Raw genomic sequence first — 14227 nt, forward strand, 5'->3', positions numbered from 1 at the left:
TAAAAAAGCGCCGCTCTCTTCAGAGCGGCGCAGGCGTGAACAGAAAGAGGGTCAGGCTCAATCGCTATTTGAAGACCACGTTGGCGACATCTCTATAGCGATTGGCAAAATGAACGGTCATGCCCTCTTTGAGATAGTCGGGCAACTCCTCGTAATCACGACGGTTGGCCTCAGGGAGAATCACCTCGAAGATATCGCTTCGGCGCGCGGCGATGACCTTCTCACGAATGCCCCCTACCGGCAGCACTTGCCCCGTGAGCGTCAGCTCCCCGGTCATGGCCAGCGGCCGGTCGATGGCCTGGTGTTTGGCCAACGATAGCAGCGCCGTCGTCATGGTCACGCCGGCAGAGGGGCCATCCTTTGGCGTGGCGCCTTCAGGCACGTGCAGGTGCACGAACGCCGAGTCGAAGAAGTCGGCATCCGCACCATACTCGGCCAAGTGACCCAGTGTGTAGCTGTAAGCAATGTTGGCAGACTCTTTCATGACATCGCCCAATTTGCCTGTCAGCTTGAAGCCGCGATCCAGCGAGTGCACTTTGCCCGCTTCGATGGGGAGCGTCGCGCCGCCCATGGAGGTCCAGGCAAGCCCCGTCACCACGCCTTCGCCTTTGAGCACTTTCTCTTTGCGGAAAAGCGGAGCACCAAGAAACTCTTCGAGGTTCTTGACCGAAATTTTGACGGTCTCGATATCCTCTTCCAGCAGTTTCACCGCCGCTTTGCGCACGATACGGTGGAGCTGCTTTTCCAGTTGGCGAACGCCAGCTTCACGTGCATACCCCTCGATGACCTGTTTGAGCGCGGCATCGCTGAGGTTGATACGTTTCTTCGGCAGGTTGTCGCGTTTTAGCAGCTTCGGCCAAAGGTGGTGCTTGGCGATTTGCAGCTTCTCTTCGGCGATGTAGCCCGACAGACGAATTTGCTCCATACGGTCCAAGAGCGGGCCAGGAATGCTATCCAGGGTGTTGGCCGTGCATACGAAGAGCACCTTGGACAGATCCATGCGTACGTCGAGGTAGTGATCCAAAAAGTCGACGTTCTGCTCAGGGTCGAGGACTTCGAGCAGGGCCGAGGCGGGATCGCCCTGGAAGGACTGACCTAGCTTGTCGATCTCGTCGAGCATGATGACCGGGTTCTCGACCTCGACCTCCTTGAAAGCCTGGACCAACTTGCCGGGCATCGCCCCTACGTAGGTGCGACGATGGCCTTTGATCTCGGCCTCGTCTCGCATGCCGCCCACGGAGAAGCGGTAGAACTCGCGACCCAGCGCCTCGGCAATGGAGCGGCCAATGGAGGTTTTCCCCACCCCTGGCGGGCCAACCAGCAGCACGATAGAACCGCCCACATCACCTTTGAAGGTACCTTCGGCCAGAAATTCGATGATGCGCTCTTTGACATCTTTCAAGCCGTCGTGGTCGCGGTCGAGGATTTGACGAGCATGGGCAAGATCCAGCTTGTCCTGGCTGGTGACACCCCAAGGCAACGAGGTCAGCCAGTCGAGGTAATTACGCGTGGTGCCGTATTCTGGGGAACCGGTTTCCAACACGCTGAGCTTGTTCAACTCCTCATCGATGCGCGCCTGCACCCGCTCGGGCACCACCAGGGCTTCCAAGCGGTTTCTGAACGTATCGACATCGTTCTCTCGATCGTCTTTAGAGATGCCCAGCTCGCGCTGAATGACCTTGAGCTGCTCGCGGAGGAAAAACTCCCGCTGACGCTCCTGCATCTGCGCGTTGACCTGCTCGCTGATCTCGCTTTGCAGTTGAGCCACATCGATCTCTTTGCGCAGCAGCGGCAGCACTTTGTGCATTCGCTCCGCCACTGGCAGCGTGGCCAGCACATCCTGAAGCTCGGGGCCTTTGGCCGACGTAATGGCTGCAGCGAAGTCGGTCAGCGGTCCTGGCTGGTGGGGGCTGAAACGGTTCAAGTAGTGTTTGAGTTCCTCACCGTAGAGCGGATTGATCGGCAGCAGTTCCTTGATGCCGTTGATGATCGCCATGGCGTAGGCACGGGTCTCTTCGTCTTCGGCATTGACCGGCTCTTTAGGGTAGGTGACTTCCACCAAGTACGGCGGTTCTTTGGAGAGCCATCGCTGAATTTTAAAGCGCTGGAGTCCTTGGGCAATGAACTGGATTTGCTGATCTTCGCTTTTGAGCTTATGCACCTTGACGGCGGTACCAATCTCAGGAAAACCGTCGTGATCCAGGGAGTCGACGCCCTGCTCACCCACGAACGCGACACCAATGGTGTGGTGCGGAGTATTGCCAACGCGACGCATGGTCTCTTCCCAGAGTTCGCGGTTGATGACCAGGGGCTGCACCTGGGCGGGGAAAAAGGGGCGATTATGAATCGGAAGCAAGTAGATGCGCTCGGGCAACATATCGCTGGCGGGCACGAGCGAACTTACCCGCTCACCGTCCGAACGGTAGGCCTCGCCGTGGGCGCTCTGCTCTTGAGCGTCCTGTTCCTGTGACTCAGCATCGGTGAGCCAATCTAGGGGTTCTTGATCGCGGTCGTAATCCTGGTCGCTCATGCGCCCTCCATCAACAGTAGCCTGCGGCTGTTGCCGCTTTGTATGTTGAAAGGAATGTGGGCAGGGTGGGAAAACTTCAACCCTAAAAGCGTTTTACCTAACCCTCGTTAGGCGGCCACAACGATGGCATGGGTCGACCGTTGACGCGCCATACGCCTCGAATCACGTCGAACTGCAGTTCACGGGTGCCCAGTGGTAACCCCAGCCAGAGCGCTGCCACGGTAGGCGCATCGTGCCACACGAAGTCACCATCGATGCGCTCGATCCAGCGAGCGCGTTCGACCGGCTTATCCAGTGACGTTACGCTCAGCTCTTCCAAGCGACGTGCATCGAAGAACAGGGCCCCCTCGGCATTGACTTGCAGCCCCAATAACGGGCTGTCCAAGGCGATGGTGGTGATATCGAGGCGCGGAGAGTCACTCAATACTTGACGCAGGTCGGGCTCCAAGCGAGCCAATAACCCTTCTGCCATGGGCAAGCTAGTGTCTCCCCAGGCGGCCTCTTGGCGCAGTCGACGAATCGTTTGCCGAACGGCATCCCCATTCAAACGCGAGAGTTCTGCCTCGATACGACCATTCAGGAGCGGGGTGTCAGGCGCTTCACTCGGCACATGCACGTCGCCGACGACCAGCTCGCCTTTTAGACGAAGCTCGCTCTCATCCAGCTCCATGTGACTATGGAGATCCAGAGGCGCTACGTTGATGTCGTAGGCAGGGTAATGCAACGCTAGCTGCTCGATGTGCAGATGGTCACGCTGGGCAAAGTGGTAGGCATCGTCGATGTAGGTATAGCGACTTTCCAAGGTGGCGGGACCCAGCGTGAGTTGTGATAGGCCGTCGGTCAGGGTGAGCTGATCGAGCAGTCCACGCAGACGCCAATCCCCAAACACGCCTTCCAAGCGTACTCGGGCACCGCGAACCTCCAGCTCGCGCCCGTTTTGCTGAATGACGAAGGGAGCCAGTGCCAAGCGCAGCTCGGTATGACCGCTCAAGGTTTGATAGCGGCCCTGCCAACGGGGGACCGACGGTGCCGAGACTTCACCCACCGCCTTTTGTAGCACGCTATCCAAGCGCGGCAGCAGCGTGCCTTCGACATCGGTACTCAACACCCCGTGTCGTGCTCGGTAGGTGAGCTCTAGACGCCAGGGGCGTCCCAGCAGCGGCGAAAGAATCAGCCGCCCCCGAGAAGTGAGCCATCCTTGTCGATTCTCTACCTGGCTAACACGCCACTCGCCGCGTGCCTCTAGATCTTCGAGCGCCTGACGGAGGCTGCGCTCGAAAAGCACGCTGGATAGCAGTTGCGCGACCATCCACACGACGGCAATCGTCGCGAGAACAGGCACGATCAAACGTTCCTTGCGCATGCTATCTCCTTGAACGGCCCCTCAACGAGACCCGATTCCACGCCACCCGTCGATCAATGCAGCCAAAACCACAGGTGCATGGTACTCCAGGCGTAAATCCCTGCCATGACATCGTCGATCATGATGCCAAACCCACCGGCCACTCGGCGGTCAGCCCAGCGAATGGGCCACGGTTTAAAGACATCGAAAATGCGGAACACCACGAACCCCCACAGCGCCGCTTCCCAGGAGAATGGCACGGCGGCCATGGTAATCCAATAGCCAACGAACTCATCCCAGACGATCCCCGAATGATCGTGCACACCCAGGTCGTGGGAGGTTTTGTCACATAGCCAAACCCCAACGATAAATGCGGCCAGCACGATCCCCAAGTACCAACCGAGGGAAAGGTCGGCCATCATCCAGTAGAAGGGAATGGCCGCCAACGTGCCAAACGTGCCCGGTGCCCAAGGCACTGTCCCGCTGCCCAAACCGAAGGCAAAAAAGTGAGTGGGGCGTCGCCAAACGCTCGCTGGTGCACGGTTCATGATGCACCCCCTCGGAAGTGCTGCCAGCCCGTCGCTCCGCCGTCAGGCACGCCCGTCACGCCCAACGTCTCCGTGCAGCGACCAATCACCCTCAGCGACAGGCCGCTCTCGGCCAGTTTAGCAACCGCCTTAGTGACTTGATCGGGCGGTAGCGTGACCAAGAGTTCGTAATCGTCTCCTCCGGAGAGCGCTGCCGTCAGGGCTTGCTCGTGGCCGAGGCACTCGACCAGTCCCTCGGCCAGCGGTAGCGACTCGGGGGCCAGGTCGACCCCCACGTGAGACGCCTCTCGCAGGTGGGTCAAATCCGCCAACAAGCCGTCGGAGATGTCCATCGCCGCCGTCGCCACTCCGCGCAGAGCGATGCCGGCGTCGAGCCTTGGCTGTGGCATGAGGTAGCGCTGGAGCAACGGATGTGCGAGGTCTCGCTCACCGCGTTGCCACAGCGCTAGCCCGCCCGCGCCGCCGCCTAGCGCCCCGGTTACCGCCACGACATCGCCTGGACGGGCGCCTGACCGGGTCATTGCTGATCCTGCAGGCACTTCGCCCATGACTGTAACGCCGATACTCAACTCACCGGACGTGACATCGCCGCCCGCCAGCACCGTGGCATGCTGCTGGCAAAGCGCATGGAACCCCCTCGCGTAGCGGGACAGCCACTGTTCCGCATGAGCGTCATCCTCGAAGGCGCGCTGGTCGAGCGTCAGTGCCATCAAGCACCAGCGCGAGACGGCTCCCATGGCCGCCAAATCGCTGAGGGCCACCGCCAACGCCCGGTGACCGACTGCCTGAGCCGGCGCATCATGAGGGAAGTGTACGTTCACCACTGACGTGTCAACGCTCACGGCCAGCTCTTGGCCGGCCTGAGGCATCAATAGGGTGGCGTCATCGCCGCATCCTAGGGCAACGCCATTCGTCGCTTGCGCCTCCTGCGGCGACATAAAGAAACGTCGAATCAGATCGAATTCGGCAAGCACAAAGGCCCCTTAAACGCTTGATCAGCCCCCTCCGCTTACAAGCGGCGGGCGCTGACTTCGGCACTTCGTAAGCGGTTGGCTAGCTTATCGAGAATGCCATTCACGTATTTATGGCCGTCGGTGGCGCCAAATGATTTTGCCAGCTCAACGCCTTCGTTAATCACTACGCGGTAAGGCACTTCCATTCGCCGGGAGAGCTCGTACGCTCCCAAGCGAAGAATGGCCAGCTCTACCGCGTCCAAATCTTCCAGGCGGCGATCCAACAACGGGGCGATTTCGCGGTCCAGCTCGGTTTTGAAGCGCACCGTGTTGTGTAAAAGCTCATGGAACAGCGCTTTGTCGGCGATTTCCATGACCTTGACCCAGTTCTCGTGATCTTCGAGATCGTCGTCGGCCACCTGACTGCGAAATTCCGCTTCGATGCTGGTAATCGATTTACCGGTCATCTGCCATTGATAAAGCCCTTGTACCGCTAATTCCCTGGCGGCGTGACGCCCCTGCTGTGCGGCTGAGGGCTTGCGCTCACGACGCTCACTCATTGGGAATCTCCCACCGGCAGGGCACGCAGTAGAGAGACCATTTCCATCGCCGCCATGGCCGCCTCAGTGCCTTTGTTACCCGCCTTGGTGCCGGCACGCTCGATGGCCTGCTCGATGGACTCGACGGTCAGCACACCGTTGGCTACTGGCGTATCGAACTCCAACTGAAGATGATTGATGGCCGTGTTGCAGCCCCCCGCCACGTACTCGAAGTGCGGTGTGCCGCCGCGAATGACGGCGCCAAGCGCAATCACCGCATCGGGCTTCATCACGTTGAGCACGCGCTTGACGGCTAGGGGCAGCTCCCATGCACCGGGGACGTGAACGATGTGGATGTTTTCCATGTCCACACCGTGGCGCGTCAGACTGTCGACGGCACCTTCTACCAAGCTATCCACGACGTGGTGATTAAAACGACCCACCACGATCACGTAGCGCCCATCGACGTCTACGAAGGTACCTTCAATTTGCGAAAGGGATTGCATCGATTTATTCCTGCTGAAAAGTTGGCTCGTCGGCCGTGTCATTGGGCCCCAGCCGCTCGACCACTTCTAGGTCGAACCCAGAGAGCGCTGAGAACTTCCACGGCGAGCTGAGTAGGCGCATTTTACCCACGCCGAGATGGCGTAGAATTTGCGAACCCGTACCAATCGTTAAATAATTGCCAGAGCCATCAGAGTCGCTGGTGCGCGGCTGACGCACGCGATCCAGATAGATATCTAGCTGATCCTTCAAATCTTGATGTGGCCGCCCGTCATCGATCAGTACGAACACCCCGGCAGGCGCCTGGGCAATCTGTTCGATGGCGCGGTGAGCATCCCAACGGCATTGATCGCCCTTCATCAGCCCCATCACATCGCGCAGGGTATCGGCCAAATGCACGCGCACGGTAGTGGCCTGCTCGGGTGTGGGCTGCCCGTTCACGAGCGCGAGGTGGTGAGCGCCCTGAATACGATCACGGAACACATGCAGCGCCAGCTCACCATGGACGGTGGTCACTTGCGTCGTTTCTACGTGATCTACCGTTTGTTCGTTGACGATCCGGTAGTGAATCAAGTCGGCGATGGTGCCTATCTTGATATCGTGTGCTTTGGCAAAGGCCTCTAACTCAGGGCGGCGGGCCATACTGCCGTCATCGTTCATGATCTCACAAATGACGCCGCTGGGATCTAATCCGGCCAGCGCGGCTAAATCGCAAGCGGCTTCGGTATGGCCTGCGCGACGCAGCACGCCACCGGGTTCGGCCATCAGCGGAAAAATATGCCCTGGCTGAACGATATCCGTCGGTTTGGCATTCGGCGCAACGGCGGCTTGCACCGTACGGGCGCGGTCGGCGGCTGAAATGCCGGTGGTGACCCCTTCGGTCGCCTCGATCGAGAGCGTGAATTTGGTGCCAAAGCCGGAGCCGTTATCGCGCACCATGAGCGGCAGATTGAGCTGCTCGCAGCGCTCACGGGTCATCGGCATGCAGATCAGGCCGCAGGCATAGCGCGCCATGAAATTGATATGCTCTGGCTTCACCATTTCGGCGGCCATGATGATATCGCCTTCGTTTTCGCGATCCTCATCGTCCATGAGAATCACCATTTTGCCCTGGCGAATGTCGTCTACCAGCTCAGCGATGGGGGATAAACCCTCTGAAGAGGAGTGCGCCATGGAATCTCCAAAAATTAGGCTCGCATCGTATGCGAATTCGGGCGTCAGGGTACCTTGCAATGACGGCTTGCGCTAGTCAGCGTGCGGGGCGGCTATGATCCACCAGTCGTTTCCCACGGTTCGCGACTCGAGGATCGTCAAGCGCTTTTGATCGGCCATCTGGGTCATTCCCGGCAGGGAAAACAGCGGTCTTGCCTCGCCGCCCAGCAATGTCGGCGCGACGAAAAGCTGCATTTCATCGACCAGGCCGGCTTCCAGCAGCGCGCCCGCAAGCGTCGCTCCCGTTTCTACCAAGAGTTCGTTCACCTGCTCATTATCTGCCAGCCAGCGCAGCATGTCAGCCAGTGCAATGCGCCCGCCTTCGGCAGGCAACACATGAATCTCGGCCCCGGCCTGCGCCAACCGGTGCCGTTTCTCTTCGCTGTGCTGGTCAGTGGTGATGATCAGCGTGCGCCCGGGCTCGCGCAGACACGCTGCCGCCAGAGGAAGACGCAGGCGAGAATCAAGAATCACTCGCAGGGGTTGGCGCTGGGTGATGTCGTCGGCGTTGCCCAAGGCTAATTGGTCGGCGCGCAGCGTCAACCGGGAGTCATCCATGATGAGCGACTCTACGCCGCTCAGGATGGCGCTCGACCGCGCCCGCAGGCGCTGCACCTGCGTGCGCGCCTGGGGCCCGGTAATCCATTGCGACTCACCTGAGCCCATCGCGGTCCGACCATCCAAGCTCATGGCCATCTTCAGCCGCACAAAGGGACGGCGGCGCACCATGCGCGAGATGAAGCCGGGATTGAGCGCCCGGGCGTCGGCTTCCAGCAAACCTACCTGCACGTCGATACCGGCGGAGGCCAAGTGTGCGATACCGCCACCGCTGACCTGGGGGTTGGGGTCTTGCATCGCGACCACCACGCGACGGACACCCGCCTTGGTCAGGGCCACGGCACAAGGGCCCGTGCGCCCCGTGTGAGAACACGGCTCTAACGTGACGTACGCCGTCGCGCCCTGTGCAGCGTTGCCTGCCGCTTGAAGCGCATGGATTTCGGCATGAGGTTCCCCAGCCCGCACGTGATACCCCTCCCCCACGATGCGAGCGTCTCCATCGCTATCGAAGCGCACGATCACGCACCCCACTCTTGGGTTAGGGTCGGTGGTGTAAAGTCCCCGCTTGGCCAGCTGAATCGCGCGGGCCATGTAGCGATGATCGGCAGTGGAGAACTCACCCATTATGACGCTCCGTTCGGTGATCCCTGCCCGGCCGGCTCATCGGAGGGCTCTTGGGAGAGCCGATCGATTTCAGCACGAAACTCATCCAGGTCCTGAAACTTGCGGTATACAGAGGCAAAACGAATGTAAGCCACTTGGTCGAGGCTACGTAACGCTTTCATGACCGCCTCGCCCACCTCCCGGGCGTTCACCTCACGGTCACCACGTGCGCGCAACGTTTGACGAATGCGCTCTACCGAGGCTTCGATCGCCTCGGCACTGACCGGGCGTTTTTCCAGTGCGCGGAGCATCCCCGCACGTAGCTTTGCTTCATCGAAACTCTCGCGAGAACCGTCGGACTTCACCACCCGCGGCATGATCAACTCAGCGGTCTCGTACGTCGTAAAACGCTCATGGCAGCTGGCGCACTGGCGGCGTCGGCGCACCTGGTCACCCTCTGCCACCAGCCTGGAATCCGTCACTCTCGTATCGTTTGCACCACAAAAAGGGCAATGCATGGCAGTCAACCTATTATCAGTACGCACTAAAACCAGTACGTGCAGCGTGTCAGCCTGAACGAAGGGACGCAGCGTCACGGTGCGTGCTCTACGAGCCCTTCGCTATTTTGTAAACTGTTTTATCGCCAGCTGTCGGCGGTAGCCGACCGCCGAGCTATCGCATGGCGGTGTTATACGGCCCCTATCTCGACGTATTGTAACGATTTGGCACACAAGCTGCAGCGTTTGTCGAAGGATGATTGAAAGGACGCCCGTTATGACCGATTTCGAAAAGACCGTTCACCACTACCTCACCCACCTATACGGCCCGCGTGCAGGGGAAGTGCAGCGGCGAATAGGTCAACACGTCGCGCATTTTCGCGGGGGAGCAAACGCTGCACCGACCGTTAACGGTCAGTCTGTCGATGCACCAATGTGGAGCGAAAAGGATCAGTGGGTCATCTGTTACGGCGACTCGATCGTCGATGAAGGAACGCCACCGCTAGCCGTGCTGGATACGTTTTTGCAACGTTATCTGGGAGACACCGTCAGTGGGGTTCACGTGCTGCCCTTTTTCCCTTGGAGCAGCGACGACGGCTTTTCGGTGATTCATTATCGTGAGGTCAATAGTGAGCTGGGCGCGTGGTCGGACGTCCAAACCCTAGCCAGCCACTACGACTTGATGGCTGACTTGGTACTCAACCATGTCTCCCGAGAGTCGCTCTGGTTCGTCGACTATCTCACCGGCAGCCTACCCGGGCGCGACTATTTCATAGAGGTGGATCCTGACACGGACGTTTCCCAGGTCACCCGCCCGCGCAGCAGCCCGTTATTGGTGCCGATCTCGACGCGCCGCGGCACCCGCCACGTATGGGCCACCTTTTCGGAAGATCAAATCGATCTCAACTTCGAAAACCCGGACGTGCTGCTCGAGTTCGTCGGCATTTTGCTGTTCTACCTGCAGCAAGGCGTGCGCATCATTCGCCTGGATGCAGTGGCCTTTCTATGGAAACGGCTCGGCACCCCGTGCATCCATCTGCCAGAGACCCATACCGTCGTGCGCTTACTGCGCGCTATCGTGGATGAGGTGGCGCCCGGCACGCTGTTGATTACCGAAACCAACGTGCCACACGCCGAAAACATCAGCTACTTTGGCTTGGAGCGGTTGACGCAGGGCACTCCCGACGAAGCCCACATGGTGTATCAGTTCGCCCTGCCCCCGCTTTTACTGCATACCCTGACCCGCGGGGAAGCGACGACGCTACAAACGTGGTTGAACAGCCTCCCGGTACTGCCGCCGCAGTGTACCTACTTGAACTTTACCGCCAGCCACGACGGTATAGGTGTACGGCCTCTTGAAGGCCTGCTACCCGACCACGAGCGTGACGCGCTGCTGGAATTGATGCATCGCTTTGGTGGGTTTGTCAGTATGCGCAGCAATCCTGACGGCAGCGACACGCCCTACGAGATCAATATCACATGGTTCGAGGCGATGCGCGGCACTCGCCGTGGCCCGGACCCGTGGCAAATTGCACGCTTTCTCTGCAGCCAAGCGATCATGCTCAGCTTGCAAGGGATCCCTGCGCTCTATATCCACACGCTCACCGGCACGCTGAACGATGTGGAAGGTGTGGAACGTAGCGGCCGCCTGCGCTCGATCAACCGCCGACGCTGGCAGCTCGATGAGCTTGCCTTGTTATTAGAGAGCCCCGCCACCCCGACTCATGACGTTTTTCATGCCCTGCATCGGCTGCTAACACAGCGTCGTCAAGAGCCCTGTTTCCACCCCAACGCCCCGCAGCGCGTGATCGACACTCCCCCTGAGCTGCTCGCCCTCGAGCGTGGCCCCCTGCCTGACGGTCGACGCCTACTCGCGCTCTACAACGTGACCGATGGCAAGGTCGATCTCACTCACGCAGGGGATGCCCTCCATCAAACGCTTACTCAGCATGACTGGCAGCCGATCGGCAGCGCGAGTACTCACCATGACGCGACGCTGCCACCCTATGCCGTGTGCTGGCTGGTGGCTGACGCTTGACGCTTGCGACATAACGACTCAGGCATCCATGATCGTCACTCTTACATAATCATCCGCTGCGATACTGTGTGACGATCATGTCACGAGGCAAGGAGGCGCGAGTGCCCCACGCCGTTTTACTGAAAGGATTATGCGATGTCATGGGTTTCATTAAAAAGTCTCGGTCGTGTCAGCCTGCTGGCCGCGACAGCTAGCACTGCCTTTGTCAGCTTCGCTGACGAGCTGCCCGCGCCCATTCAGGCGCTCGCCAACCAGGGTTTGACGATTCATGGTCAGTTCGATGCACCGGGCGGAATGCGCGGCTTTGGGGCCAGCGTGCAAGGGCAGGACATGGCGATTTATCTCACCCCCGATGGAGAGCATGCGATCATTGGCACGCTGGTCGACGGTGAAGGCACCGACCTGACTGAGGCCCAGCTCGATGAGCACGTACGAGCGCCGCTGGAAGCCGACACGTGGGCGCTGCTCGAAGAGAGCCACTGGATCCAGGATGGCAACCCGGATGCGCCACGCGTCATCTACACGTTCACTGACGCCAACTGCCCCTACTGCCGTCAGCTGTGGCAGCAAACCCGCCCTTGGGTAGAGGCTGGCGAAGTGCAGCTGCGCCATATCATGGTGGGTATTCTAGCCCCCAATAGCCCGGCACTCGCCGCCACGATACTGGGCGCCGAGGCCCCATCCGCCGCGCTACATCGCCATAGTGAGGGCGATGAACTCTCTCCCAGCGCACAGCCACGAGACATCGAAGAGCAAGTCTACGACAACAATCAACTCTTCGAACAGCTCGGCCTCTACGCCACTCCCACCAGTGCGTTCCAACGCGAAACCGACAGCGGCACGGTCCGCATAGACCGTATTCAAGGCCTACCCAGCGACGAGCGCTTCATCGAGATGATGGGTAGCGAAGCGCCATGAGAGCGTCGATGCGGCTGGTATTGCTGCCCATTTGGCTAGTGGGACAGCCGCTGAGCAATGAACCAGCCCAACACCATGGCCGCCAACAGCGCGAGCAGCGGCAACGTTGCTCCGCCGATGGAGGCGATCGCAGGACCAGGGCAGTAACCCGATAGCCCCCAGCCCACGCCAAACAGCGCCGCGCCGCCTAACAGTTTGGCGTCCAGCTCTTGCTTGCTCGGCAGTTGGAAGTGGGTGCCAAACAGCGGCGTGCCGCGAGCGAAGACCACGCGATAGCCCACGAACGTGGTGCCAACGGCGCCACCCAGTACGAACATCAACGTCGGATCCCAGGCACCAGCCACATCCAAAAAGCCGAGCACGCGCGCGGGGTCGGTCATCCCGGAGATCGCGAGTCCGACACCGAACAGCAGGCCAGCGAGATATCCCGCCGCTGTTTTTACCGCTGGAACCCTCATGCTCCACCTCCCATGACATGGCGAACCACATAGACCGTCGCGATGGCCGCGACCAGGAAGGTGACGGTGGCCGCCATCGACCGAGGTGCCAAACGCGCCAAGCCACATACGCCGTGACCGCTGGTACAGCCACTGCCAAGTCCCGTGCCTACCCCTACCAGCAGGCCTGCCAACAGCATGAGCGGCACGCCGCCTGCGGGTTCACCGATCACCGCACCGGGCACGCCTGCCACGTTACCCAGCCCGCCCCCGGCCGCCATCACCAGCAACGGGCCGCTGACTAACCCAGCCAAGAACGCCATGCGCCACGCGCTGTCTCCTCTCGGGCGCTGGGTCACCAGCCCTCCAATGATGCCGCTAATACCGGCAATACGGCCCAGCGCCCCCATTAGCCATACCGCTGAGAGGCCTATCAACACGCCTCCCATCAACCCTTGCAAACTTGCCAACCCATTGGCTGTTTCATTCATGACTGATGATCTCGCCTTCTACTTTCCAACATCAAAACCGGTTGATCGGCACTTTTAAATACACTTGCCCGTCATCTTCTGCTGGGGGCATTTCCCCCGCCCGCATATTGATCTGCACCGAAGGAATGATCAGGCGCGGCATACCTAACGTGGCATCCCTCTCGGTACGCATCTTGACGAACTCCTCTTCGCTAATGCCGTCATGCACATGGACGTTCGCTCGGCGCTGCTCGGCCACGCTCGTCTCATGTTGATAGTGCTCACGTCCAGGTGCTTGATAGTCGTGGCATAAAAACAGCCGCGTTTTTTCGGGTAGCGCCAGCACTTTCTGAATGGATTGATAGAGCGTGCGTGCGTCGCCGCCGGGGAAATCGCAGCGCGCGGTACCGTAGTCCGGCATGAACAAGGTATCCCCCACAAACGCGGCGTCGCCTATCACGTAGGTCAGACAGGCGGGCGTGTGGCCCGGCGTGTGCAGCACCCGCCCTTCGAGCCCACCAATGGCGAAGACATCGCCCTCTTTGAAGAGCGCATCGAACTGGCTGCCGTCTCGGGCAAACTCCGAGCCTGCATTGAAGGCTTTACCGAATATTTCCTGCACATCGACGATATGGGCACCAATACCGGTCTTGCCGCCTAGCGCCAAGTGTAGATAGGGGGCCGCCGACAGATGATCGGCGTGTACGTGCGTTTCTAAGATCCATTCCACCGTCAACCCCTGGCGGCGCACAAAGGCGATGATCTGCTCCGCCGAGCGAACGTCGGTGCGGCCAGCGGCGTAATCGAAGTCCAGTACGGAGTCGATGATGGCGCACGCAGCACTGTCGGGATCTTGCACCACATAGCTGAATGTATTGGTAGGTTCGTCGAAAAAGTGGGTCACGATGGGGCGTTGCATCGAGAGCCTCCCATTGATGGATAACTGTCGTTGAGTACGTGCCCTGAGTGTAGCGCAAATAAAGTTATATATTTATACCATTAAAGAATTAATAGTGCTTTCCATCCCTACTTTTCGATTCACTCGACTAAGGTATGAACGATAATGGCCGATAACAGT

14 protein-coding genes are annotated in these 14227 nt (G+C 59.8%); 2 read left to right on the forward strand and 12 right to left on the reverse strand.

The features are described from left to right. Nucleotides 1-64: 64 nt before the first annotated feature. The 9 genes from lon to nrdR all read right to left on the reverse strand — a co-directional run bounded on the left by lon (nt 65) and on the right by nrdR (nt 9307). Nucleotides 65-2530, reverse strand: a complete 2466-nt coding sequence (lon, locus tag FRH_RS18320; protein ID WP_281997483.1) for an endopeptidase La — start codon at nt 2528-2530, stop codon at nt 65-67. A gap of 97 nt (nt 2531-2627) precedes the next feature. After that, nucleotides 2628-3893, reverse strand: coding sequence for a DUF945 family protein (locus FRH_RS18325; protein WP_281997484.1), 1266 nt, complete (start codon nt 3891-3893; stop codon nt 2628-2630). A gap of 53 nt (nt 3894-3946) precedes the next feature. Further along, nucleotides 3947-4420 (reverse strand): phosphatidylglycerophosphatase A, encoded by a 474-nt coding sequence (locus tag FRH_RS18330; protein WP_139526979.1) that lies wholly within the window; start codon nt 4418-4420, stop codon nt 3947-3949. Next, the gene (gene thiL, locus FRH_RS18335) at nt 4417-5394 is read right to left on the reverse strand and encodes a thiamine-phosphate kinase (protein WP_281997485.1); all 978 of its coding nucleotides are present in this window, start codon (nt 5392-5394) and stop codon (nt 4417-4419) included. The genes FRH_RS18330 and thiL overlap by 4 nt, the downstream gene beginning before the upstream one ends. A 35-nt stretch (nt 5395-5429) precedes the next feature. Next, on the reverse strand, nt 5430-5933 hold the full coding sequence (nusB, locus tag FRH_RS18340; protein ID WP_139526977.1) for a transcription antitermination factor NusB: 504 nt from the start codon (nt 5931-5933) through the stop codon (nt 5430-5432). Beyond that, the gene (gene ribE / locus FRH_RS18345) at nt 5930-6418 is read right to left on the reverse strand and encodes a 6,7-dimethyl-8-ribityllumazine synthase (protein WP_139526976.1); all 489 of its coding nucleotides are present in this window, start codon (nt 6416-6418) and stop codon (nt 5930-5932) included. Before ribE ends, nusB begins: the two co-directional genes overlap by 4 nt. A gap of 4 nt (nt 6419-6422) precedes the next feature. Continuing rightward, the gene (ribBA, locus tag FRH_RS18350; RefSeq protein ID WP_281997486.1) at nt 6423-7589 is read right to left on the reverse strand and encodes a bifunctional 3,4-dihydroxy-2-butanone-4-phosphate synthase/GTP cyclohydrolase II; all 1167 of its coding nucleotides are present in this window, start codon (nt 7587-7589) and stop codon (nt 6423-6425) included. Nucleotides 7590-7661: 72 nt separating this feature from the next. Next, nucleotides 7662-8810 (reverse strand): bifunctional diaminohydroxyphosphoribosylaminopyrimidine deaminase/5-amino-6-(5-phosphoribosylamino)uracil reductase RibD, encoded by a 1149-nt coding sequence (ribD, locus tag FRH_RS18355; RefSeq protein ID WP_281997487.1) that lies wholly within the window; start codon nt 8808-8810, stop codon nt 7662-7664. Further along, on the reverse strand, nt 8810-9307 hold the full coding sequence (gene nrdR, locus FRH_RS18360) for a transcriptional regulator NrdR (RefSeq protein ID WP_139526974.1): 498 nt from the start codon (nt 9305-9307) through the stop codon (nt 8810-8812). Before nrdR ends, ribD begins: the two co-directional genes overlap by 1 nt. 256 nt (nt 9308-9563) lie before the next feature. On the opposite strand from nrdR, the gene FRH_RS18365 reads away from it, so the two are divergent. After that, complete coding sequence (locus FRH_RS18365) at nt 9564-11324, forward strand: sugar phosphorylase (RefSeq protein ID WP_281997488.1); 1761 nt, start codon at nt 9564-9566, stop codon at nt 11322-11324. Nucleotides 11325-11459: 135 nt separating this feature from the next. Then, the gene (dsbG, locus tag FRH_RS18370) at nt 11460-12242 is read left to right on the forward strand and encodes a thiol:disulfide interchange protein DsbG (RefSeq protein WP_281997489.1); all 783 of its coding nucleotides are present in this window, start codon (nt 11460-11462) and stop codon (nt 12240-12242) included. Nucleotides 12243-12277: 35 nt separating this feature from the next. Here dsbG and FRH_RS18375 read toward each other — a convergent pair whose 3' ends face one another. Genes FRH_RS18375 through FRH_RS18385 form a run of 3 tightly spaced genes read right to left on the reverse strand, consistent with a single transcriptional unit; the run spans nt 12278 to nt 14068 of the window. Beyond that, complete coding sequence (locus FRH_RS18375) at nt 12278-12700, reverse strand: DUF6691 family protein (protein ID WP_281997490.1); 423 nt, start codon at nt 12698-12700, stop codon at nt 12278-12280. Then, nucleotides 12697-13170 (reverse strand): YeeE/YedE family protein, encoded by a 474-nt coding sequence (locus tag FRH_RS18380; RefSeq protein WP_281997491.1) that lies wholly within the window; start codon nt 13168-13170, stop codon nt 12697-12699. The genes FRH_RS18375 and FRH_RS18380 overlap by 4 nt, the downstream gene beginning before the upstream one ends. Nucleotides 13171-13201: 31 nt before the next feature. Further along, a complete protein-coding gene (locus tag FRH_RS18385) occupies nt 13202-14068 on the reverse strand; it encodes an MBL fold metallo-hydrolase (protein WP_139526967.1) in 867 nt (288 codons plus the stop codon). Nucleotides 14069-14227 lie beyond the last annotated feature (159 nt).

Origin of the sequence: Halomonas sp. A020 (assembly GCF_027943625.1) — a bacterium.
Classification (GTDB): domain Bacteria; phylum Pseudomonadota; class Gammaproteobacteria; order Pseudomonadales; family Halomonadaceae; genus Vreelandella; species Vreelandella piezotolerans.